Below are 8,617 nucleotides of genomic sequence, written 5' to 3'. Positions count from 1 at the left end.
GAAATTTATATAATTTCAAACTATCGTTATTTTCTATTATTTGTAAAATTAATTTTGAGACATCATTTAAGATAATATCTCCCACTTTATGTCCAAAAAAATCATTAATTTCTTTGAAAGAGTTAATATTAAATAAAGCAATTGCTTTTATTTGAGGTAAGTTATTTTGTAAATCTTCTATTAGTTTTGTTCTATTTGGCAATTTTGTTAAATTATCGATATAAAGAAGCTTTTGCAACTCTATTTTATGTTCTATTACATGAGAAATATCTGTTAAAATAATAATGTTTATATCTTTTGTTGATAAAAATATTTTTTGGATAGAGAAAAACTTTTTATTTTCATTAGCATCCATTATACAAACTTTTGAATTTTCAGTAATTTCATCTAAATTTCTAATTGAATCTTTTTCAATTTCAAATAAACTATTAATATTTTTGTATTTTATATTTAATTCTTCTACTGAAAATATATTTATTAATTTATAAAAATGATTATTTGAAAATACAATATGATTATTTGATATTACAAAAATAGGACAATTAATATTATTGATGAAAGATTCATAAAAATCTTCTTTTATTATCTCTTCTTTGATAGTTGTTTTATTTAAATAATTCTCTATTTTTGTAATTAATTTATTATTATCAAAGTTAATATAGTTGATATTTGAACTGTTTTTTAAGTTTTTGATTTTATCATCATGTGAAATATATATTACTTCAGTAGTATCTTTTAAAAATTTTTTTATTTTTTCAAATTTTTCAAATAAATTGATATGAACCATTATTATATCAACAGAATCAATTTCATCAAGAATATTATTAAAAGTTGAAAATTGATGAATATTTATATTATTAAATTTATTAGAGATACTTTTTTTAACTTCATCGAATTCAAAATTGTCATTGATGATGAAAATATCATAGTTCATAGTTTATCTTTCATTTGAAAAAAGCTTAATAGCTCGATTTAAATCTTCTTGTGTATCAATACCAAAAGATTTTGAAATAACTTTTACCATTGCTATTTTTTCTCCATTGTCAATCGCTCTTAACTGCTCTAATTTTTCAATATTTTCTAACTTAGAAGAATTTAATTTACAAAAAGCATTTAGTGATTTTTTTGTAAAACCATAAATTCCTAGGTGTCCAAAATATGAAGCATCTTTGTGATGATCTCTATGATATGGAATTTTTGCTCTTGAAAAATATATTGCATTTGAATGTTCATCTAAAATAACTTTTACATGATTTGGATCATCTGCTAATTCTGAAGTTATATCTTTAAAACAAGAAGTTATCATTATATTTTCATCATTTTCTTTTATCTGTTTTACTCTATTTATTACAGCTTGTACAACTTCTGGTTCTATAAAAGGTTCATCAGCTTGTACATTTATTATGATTTCATCTTCACTTAAATTTAAAATATTTACTGCTTCATTTATTCTATCTGTACCACTATTATGTGAAGTTGAAGTTAAAACTGCATCAAAACCATATTGTGAAGCTAAATCTATAACTTCTGGACTATCTGTTGCAATTACAACTTTATCTAGATTACTAACTTGTTTTGCAGTTTTTATCACCATAGGTAACCCTAAAATATCTACCATGATTTTGTTGGCAAAGCGACTTGAGTTTAGTCTTGCAGGGATTATTATCATTTTATGTATTCCTTACTTTTATTGAATTTATTATATTATAAAATCGTTAAATAAATATGAAAGAAGATAATTTTATGAAAAAAACAATCACTATAATTGATACTTTTGGTTTTTTATTTAGAAGCTATTTTGCTTTACCACCATTAAAATCAAAAGATGGTTTCCCAACAGGACTATTAACAGGATTTATAAATTTTATATCAAATATAGGAAAAGATTTTAAAACAGATTATATAGTTTTTGCACTTGATGCAAAAGGTGAAACTTTTAGAAATCAACTTTACAGTCAATATAAAGCTCAAAGGCCAGAAGTTCCAGAAGATTTACTAACTCAACTTCCTATTGCAATTTCTTGGATAGAAAAGATGGGATTTAAAACAGCAATTAGAACTGGTTATGAAGCTGATGATATGGTTGCATCTATTGCAAATGACGCTAAACAAAAGGGTTTAGAAGTAAGAATTGTTTCTCATGATAAAGATTTATATCAATTAATTGATGATTCAAATAATGTTTATTTATTTGATCCAACAAAAAAAGTTGTTATAAATGAAGAAAAATGTATAGAAAAGTATGGAGTAAAACCTTCTCAATTTACAGATTATCAATCTTTGTTAGGTGATACAGCTGATAATATTCCTGGAGTTAAAGGAGTAGGAGCCAAAACAGCCGAGTCTTTAATCAAAGAGTTTGGTACTTTAGAGAATATTTATGCAAATATAGACAATATTGAGAAAAAACGAACAAAAGAGTTATTGATAGAAGGAAAAGAAAACGCAATTTTGTCAAAAAAACTTGTAACTTTAATGACAGATTGCCATTATATCGATAATTTAGAAGAATTTATTTTACCAAATGAAAATCCTATTTTAAGAATTAGCGATATTTTAATTCAATATGATATGGCTAGAGTTTTGGATAAAGTCAATAAAGAGGGAATGGGATATCAAACTCAAATACCTTTACAACAAATAAAAAAAGAAGAAAAAATAGAATATATATTGTTAGATAACGAAAATAGCTTATCAATGGCAATAAATACAATTCCAAGAGATGCTATTGTATCTTTTGATACTGAAACTTCCGATTTAGAAATAGATAATGCAAAAATTGTTGGATTTTCTTTTGCTTATGAAGAAAATAAAGCTTATTATGTACCAATAGGACATGTATATTTAGGAGTTGGAAATCAAATATCTTTAGAAGCTGCTAAAGCTGCAATTGTACAGTTAAATCGACATAAATTGATTCTTCAGAATTTTAAATATGATTATCAAATAATTAAAAAAAATTTTGATCTTGAATTAAGACTTTATGCTGATACAATGATTTTATCTTGGCTTTTAAATACAAATGAAAAAGTAGGGCTTGACTATCAAATTGATAAATATTTTGATCATAAAATGATAAGTTTTACTGATGTTGTAAAAAAAGGTGAAAATTTTTCAAATGTAGATATTCAAAAAGCTTGTGAATATGCAGCTGAAGATGCTTTGATGACTTTAAGACTATTTAAAAAACAACTACAAATTTTCAAAGAAAAAGGAGAAGAAGAACTTCTGAATCTTGCTTTTGAGGTCGAATTTGATTTTATTTATGTTTTAGCAAATATGGAAATGAATGGAATAAAAGTTGATGTTAATTTATTAAAAGAGTATAAAGAGTTAAGTAATAAAAATATAAGTGAATTAACAACAAAAATTTATGAAACAAGTGGAGTTGAATTTAATATAAATTCTCCAAAACAGCTTGGGACTCTTCTTTTTGAAACTTTAGGTTTGCCAACTGCTAAAAAAACAAAAACAGGTTATAGTACAGATGAGGGAGTTTTAAATGGTTTGATAAATGAACATCAAGTTATACCATTGCTTTTACAATATAGAGAAGCTTATAAATTACAATCAACATATATTGAACCACTTTTAGAACTTGGTTCAAAAACTAATGACAATAGAATTCATACCTCATTTTTACATACAGGAACAGCAACAGGAAGATTGAGTTCAAAAAATCCAAATTTACAAAATATTCCCACAAAAAGTGATTCAACTATACAAATTCGAAAAGCTTTTATACCAAAAGATGGTTATAAACTTGTTGCAGTTGATTATTCTCAAATTGAATTAAGACTTTTGGCACATTTTAGTCAAGATAAAGCTTTAGTCGAAGCTTTTGAAAATGATTTAGATATACACTACCAAACAGCTGTTAAAATATTTGGTGAAGAAAATGCAAAAGAAAAAAGAGGTATTGCAAAATCTATAAATTTCGGATTATTGTATGGAATGGGAAGCAAAAAACTTGGTGAGACTTTAGGAATCCCTTCAAAAGAAGCAAAACAATATATTGATTCATATTTTGAAGCTTTTAAAAGTGTAAAAGATTATTTAAAATCTATTGAAGATTTTGCAAATATAAATGGTTATGTAAAAACTTTATTAAATAGAAAAAGATTATTTGATTTCAATTCAGCAAATGCTATGATGAAAGCTGCATATTTGAGAGAAGCTGTAAATACTTTATTTCAAGGAAGTGCTGCTGATTTAATAAAACTTGCTATGATAAATATTTATCAAAAATATAAAGATGATGAAAATATTAAGCTACTTTTACAAATTCACGATGAACTTGTATTTGAAGTAAAAGATGAATTTGTTGAAGAAATAACATTTAGTATTAAAAATATAATGGAAAATATTTACAAATTAAATGTTCCTCTAAAAGTATCATTAAGTATTGGTAGTTCTTGGAAAGATTTAAAATAAAAAATTTTGACAAATAAAAAAATTTTTGTTATTATTTGACAATTAAAATTATTATATAAAGAGTAAAAATGTCAAAAATAATGAAAAATATAAGAAAATTATACAATACAAAAGTAATATTTTTAAGTGATGATTTATCAATTAAAGATAGTATAAAAGATGAATTTGTAGAAGCATTTAAGGAAGTAAAGTTTACTTCAAGTTATGAGGAAGCGTTAAAACTTTCTTTAACAAATAATTACGATTTAGCAATTGTAGATATTGATTTAAAAAATAGTTCTTTTTCTGAATTGTCTTCAAAATTAGTAATTATACCTAAAATAGTTATTTCAAGTTCAGATAGTGATGATAAAGTAGCAACAGCTATAAATTTAGAAGCATATACATTTTTAGCAAAACCTTTAAATTTAATGGATTTAAAATTAGCTATTTTAATGTGTCTTAACCAAATGAAAAGAGTTGATAAAATAGAGTTTGATCAAGGTATTTATTTTGATGAATATAGAGATCAATTTTTCAAAAAAGGTGGAGCAATAATAGATTTCACAAGATTAGAAAAATCATTTTTAAAACTTTTAATAGCAAGAAGAAATGAAATCACAGATTATGATATGATAAAAGATATAGTATGGAAAGGTAAAGAGATGTCTATTTATACTATGAGAAATATAGTAAATAAAATAAGACAGAAAACTTATTATGAGATTATCAGAAATCACTCTAGTAAAGGATATACTATTGATATTTATAAAGGTGACTAGTTTAAATATTAATAGTATTATATAAAAAATATATGGAAGAACTTATCGTTTCAAAAGAAGAATTGATATATTTATTTGAATCTCAAACCATTGAAGATACTGGAAAAGGTTGGCTCTTAGAAGGTAAGTTCTTCGTTGATATTATAGCTTTGCATGAAGTTGAACCCAAGTTTTTGCAAGATGTAACTAATGCTAAATCTTACAAACTGGTATTAAAAAAAGGTAGGTAATTAATTTTTAATTATTGCCTTTTTTTTATATACGTAGAAAAATAAACAAATTCCTAATATTATAAGGGATTGTAAAATACCCATCGTTAGCCATTCTCCAACTAAAAAACCTAATTGACTATCCGGTTGTCTAAAGAATTCGGCAATAATCCTAGCTATCGCATATAATCCTCCATACATAAGCGCTAATTGTCCATCAAAAGCCTTTCTTTTTCTGTAAATTACTAAAACTAAAAAAACGAATAAACCTTCAAGTATTGCTTCATAAATTTGTGAAGGATGTCTTAAAACACCTCCTACATAAATTCCCCAAGGAACATCAGTAACTCTTCCTATTAGTTCTTGGTTGAAAAAATTTCCAAGTCTTCCAAATATATATGCAGCACTAACACCAAGTACGGCAATATCAGTTATAAACCAAAAAGAGACTTTGTTTTTTCTACAAAATAGATATGAAGCAATTATAAATCCAAAAAATGCTCCATGGTAACTCATTCCAGATATTCCTGCATAAACTCCATTTATATATGGATTGAATATTTGCCAAGGATGAGTTATATAATACATTGTATGACTATCATAAAATAGTACATAACCAAGTCTAGCTCCTAAAATTACTCCAATTTCTGCCCACCAAATATATGAATCAAATAAATCATTAGAAATTGGTAATTTATCATGTTTTATAAACCACTTTGCAACAAAAATAGCACTAATAAGTGCTAATGCATACATTATCCCATACCAGTGAACAGCAATAGAACCTAAGTTGAAAGCAACTGGATTAAAATGCGAGTATATATTTTGCCAAAATTCCATATTTTTAATCCTCTAAAGCTTGAGCTATTAACTCAATAGGGTTTTTAAACTCTACATCAACATTTGCTAAATATAAAGAGTTTGTTATTTGCATTCTACATGCGCTACATTCAGCACTTACTATTTGTGCTTTTGTATCTCTAATCATCGCTGCTTTTGGTGCACCTGCTGCTTTAGAAAACTCATACTTTTCAGTTTGCATAGTAACTCCACCAAATCCACAGCATCTATTTGAGTCACTCATCTCTTTTAATACATAGTTTTGTTTTAAAAGTTCTCTTGGTTCTTTCCATACACCTTGCATTTTTTTAGCGTGGCATGGGTCATGGTAAGTTACCATTTGGTCGAATTTTTTACCACTTTTAGCAAGTAACTCTTTTAATTCAGTATTATTTTCAAGCCACTTTGTTGCTAAAAATATTTTTTTTGATAATTTAACAGCTCTTTCTTTCCACTCTGGTTGATCGTGTAAATAGTGTTCCCAATCTTTATTTATCATAGCACTACATGTAGCTTCTGGAATAATAACAGCATCAACTTCATCTATCCATGTTTCAAAATATTTGATATTCTCTTTTACTAAATAATCAACTGTATCAAAAGCACCTGTAAAATATGCAGGCGCTCCACAACAGAGTTGTTTTTTTGGAATTGTTATATCTAAATTTAATTTTTTTAGAATTTTTACTAAACTATCACCAGTATTTGTATAAGTATAGTTACTCATACAACCTATAAAAATAGCAACTTTTCCTTTTTTATTTTCTTCAATAGATTTATTTATTGCAGGAATATTTTCTGGATATTTATTTAAAAAACTTCTTTTATCTGCATAAGGTAAAACTCTTCCTTTTTTTACTATTGGTAATGAAAATCGTGGAAGTGCTGATTGTTTTGCAGAATCTAATTTTAAAGCACAAGTTTGGAAAACCCAACCTAATTTTGATAAAAAGTCCATAGTTTTTCTATGTCTTAAAAGGAAAAAGAACAGCCTTTTATACCAAGCAATACCATATTTTTTAGCAATATCACTTCTTACTTGCTCAATAATCATATCTGTTGGTAAATCATTTGGACAAACTTCAACACAGTTTGTACATAAAAAACATGATTCAAATATATCTTTTGCATTTTTATCTAATTCTAATTCATCTCTTTTGTATGCTCCAAGTAGGTCGATAAATCCTCTTGGGCTTGTTGCTTCATCTTGATTTATATTGAAAATTGTACATACTGGTTTACATTTTCCACATTTTACACAATCATCAGAGATTTTTGTATAGTCAAATTTACTTATAGCCACTAAATTACCTTTTGGTTAAAAATTTTTAATATTTATAATAAAAATTTAATATACAAAAATATTGGTTAAAAGTTGTTAAATAGGGAATTTGTCCCTATTTATGGAAGTTGAGATTTAGCTTTTATTTTCTCTTCTAAGTTTAAATTAGTTCTACTTATTCCATAATTGATTAAATCTAAATCTTTTACATTAAATGTAAGAGTTCTTGCTTGGTTGTAAAGATTATTTGCTATTTGAAGATTGTTAGTTGCTTCATAAATCAAAGCTAGATTGTATAAAACTTCAAAACTTTTCCCTTGTAACTCTTGATTTAAGCTTTCTAAATTGTATTTTGCTAAATCTAAATTTCCTTTTTCCATAAGAGCTACACTATCTTCAAATCTTTGTTTTTGAGTTTTTGTATAAATTGGATTATCATTTAATTCTTCCATGATTTCTACATCAAAATAGATGTAATGAGGAGAAATATCATCTAAAATTGCATTTGATATAGAGTCTGCTAATTGTGAATTTACTCTAAATTTATCACTATGTGCAGTTAAATGTGCTGGCATATAAGGATAATCATAAAAATATCTATCATAACAAACATTATCACTTGTATTTGTACTATAAGTTTTTGAAAAAATTATTTGATTGTTTATTGGTTTTATTAGAGTTATAGCTGTTGTTACATTGTATTCTTTCGCTTCACAAGGAATATATCTTATATAATACTCCATACACTGTTTTACTCTTGTTTTTTCATCATATCTATAATATCTGCATCTTGAAAAGTCAACTTCATTTCTATAATATACATTATAAGTTGCTGATGATTGTAAAACTTCTCCTGTTAATATTGCATCTGTTCCAAAGATATCATTTTTTAAAGTAAAAACTCTTTTATTATCAACTACTTTGTTTGCTATTTTATTTGCAAGACTTTCTGTTTGATTTATATCGTCATTTCTAAATCTTTCTACTTTTATGCTGTTGATTTTTTCTTTTTCTATTTTTGAAGATTGTAAGGCTTTTATAGTGATTTTTGAAGCACAACCACTAAATAAAAAAATCAAAGAAAGAATCGA

At 25.6% G+C, this 8,617-nt stretch carries 8 protein-coding genes; 3 read left to right on the top strand and 5 right to left on the bottom strand.

Going from position 1 to position 8,617, the window contains the following annotated elements; genetic code table 11:
• Together B0175_RS08820 and kdsB are read right to left on the bottom strand one after the other, a co-directional pair.
• Nucleotides 1–934, bottom strand: a 934-nt coding sequence (locus B0175_RS08820; RefSeq protein WP_146175194.1) for a GGDEF domain-containing protein, incomplete at its 3' end; no start/stop codon positions are given.
• A gap of 3 nt (nucleotides 935–937) precedes the next feature.
• A complete protein-coding gene (kdsB, locus tag B0175_RS08815) occupies nucleotides 938–1,669 on the bottom strand; it encodes a 3-deoxy-manno-octulosonate cytidylyltransferase (RefSeq protein WP_108528222.1) in 732 nt (243 codons plus the stop codon).
• 74 nt (nucleotides 1,670–1,743) lie between these two features.
• On the opposite strand from kdsB, the gene polA reads away from it, so the two are divergent.
• From polA to B0175_RS08800, 3 genes are all read left to right on the top strand, one after another.
• A complete protein-coding gene (gene polA, locus B0175_RS08810; protein WP_108528221.1) occupies nucleotides 1,744–4,434 on the top strand; it encodes a DNA polymerase I in 2,691 nt (896 codons plus the stop codon).
• Nucleotides 4,435–4,502: 68 nt separating this feature from the next.
• Entirely contained in the window at nucleotides 4,503–5,195 is a 693-nt protein-coding gene (locus B0175_RS08805) for a response regulator transcription factor (RefSeq protein ID WP_108528220.1), read from the top strand.
• A 32-nt stretch (nucleotides 5,196–5,227) separates the two neighbouring features.
• The gene (locus B0175_RS08800) at nucleotides 5,228–5,425 is read left to right on the top strand and encodes a hypothetical protein (RefSeq protein WP_108528219.1); all 198 of its coding nucleotides are present in this window, start codon (nucleotides 5,228–5,230) and stop codon (nucleotides 5,423–5,425) included.
• On the opposite strand, the gene lgt is transcribed toward B0175_RS08800, so the two are convergent.
• The 3 genes from lgt to B0175_RS08785 all read right to left on the bottom strand — a co-directional run.
• Nucleotides 5,426–6,244, bottom strand: a complete 819-nt coding sequence (gene lgt, locus B0175_RS08795; RefSeq protein WP_108528218.1) for a prolipoprotein diacylglyceryl transferase — start codon at nucleotides 6,242–6,244, stop codon at nucleotides 5,426–5,428.
• 4 nt (nucleotides 6,245–6,248) lie between these two features.
• Nucleotides 6,249–7,547 carry a (Fe-S)-binding protein gene (locus tag B0175_RS08790; RefSeq protein WP_046995968.1) on the bottom strand — a complete coding sequence of 433 codons (1,299 nt, stop codon included), beginning with the start codon at nucleotides 7,545–7,547 and terminating at the stop codon, nucleotides 6,249–6,251.
• A 98-nt stretch (nucleotides 7,548–7,645) separates the two neighbouring features.
• Nucleotides 7,646–8,617 (bottom strand): tetratricopeptide repeat protein (locus tag B0175_RS08785; RefSeq protein ID WP_228156093.1); only part of this gene is annotated, 972 nt, incomplete at its 5' end.

The sequence above is a fragment of the Arcobacter lacus genome (genome assembly GCF_003063295.1).
GTDB lineage: Bacteria > Campylobacterota > Campylobacteria > Campylobacterales > Arcobacteraceae > Aliarcobacter > Aliarcobacter lacus.
The sequence above is the reverse complement of the archived record's forward strand: the minus strand, read 5'-3'. Positions and strand labels throughout refer to the sequence as shown.

Bases quoted from the DNA above. Each gene is read 5' to 3' on its own strand.
- kdsB (WP_108528222.1), bottom strand. From the start codon at position 1,669: ATGATAATAATCCCTGCAAGACTAAACTCAAGTCGCTTTGCCAACAAA.
- polA (WP_108528221.1), top strand. From the start codon at position 1,744: ATGAAAAAAACAATCACTATAATTGATACTTTTGGTTTTTTATTTAGA.
- B0175_RS08805 (WP_108528220.1), top strand. From the start codon at position 4,503: ATGTCAAAAATAATGAAAAATATAAGAAAATTATACAATACAAAAGTA.
- B0175_RS08800 (WP_108528219.1), top strand. From the start codon at position 5,228: ATGGAAGAACTTATCGTTTCAAAAGAAGAATTGATATATTTATTTGAA.
- lgt (WP_108528218.1), bottom strand. From the start codon at position 6,244: ATGGAATTTTGGCAAAATATATACTCGCATTTTAATCCAGTTGCTTTC.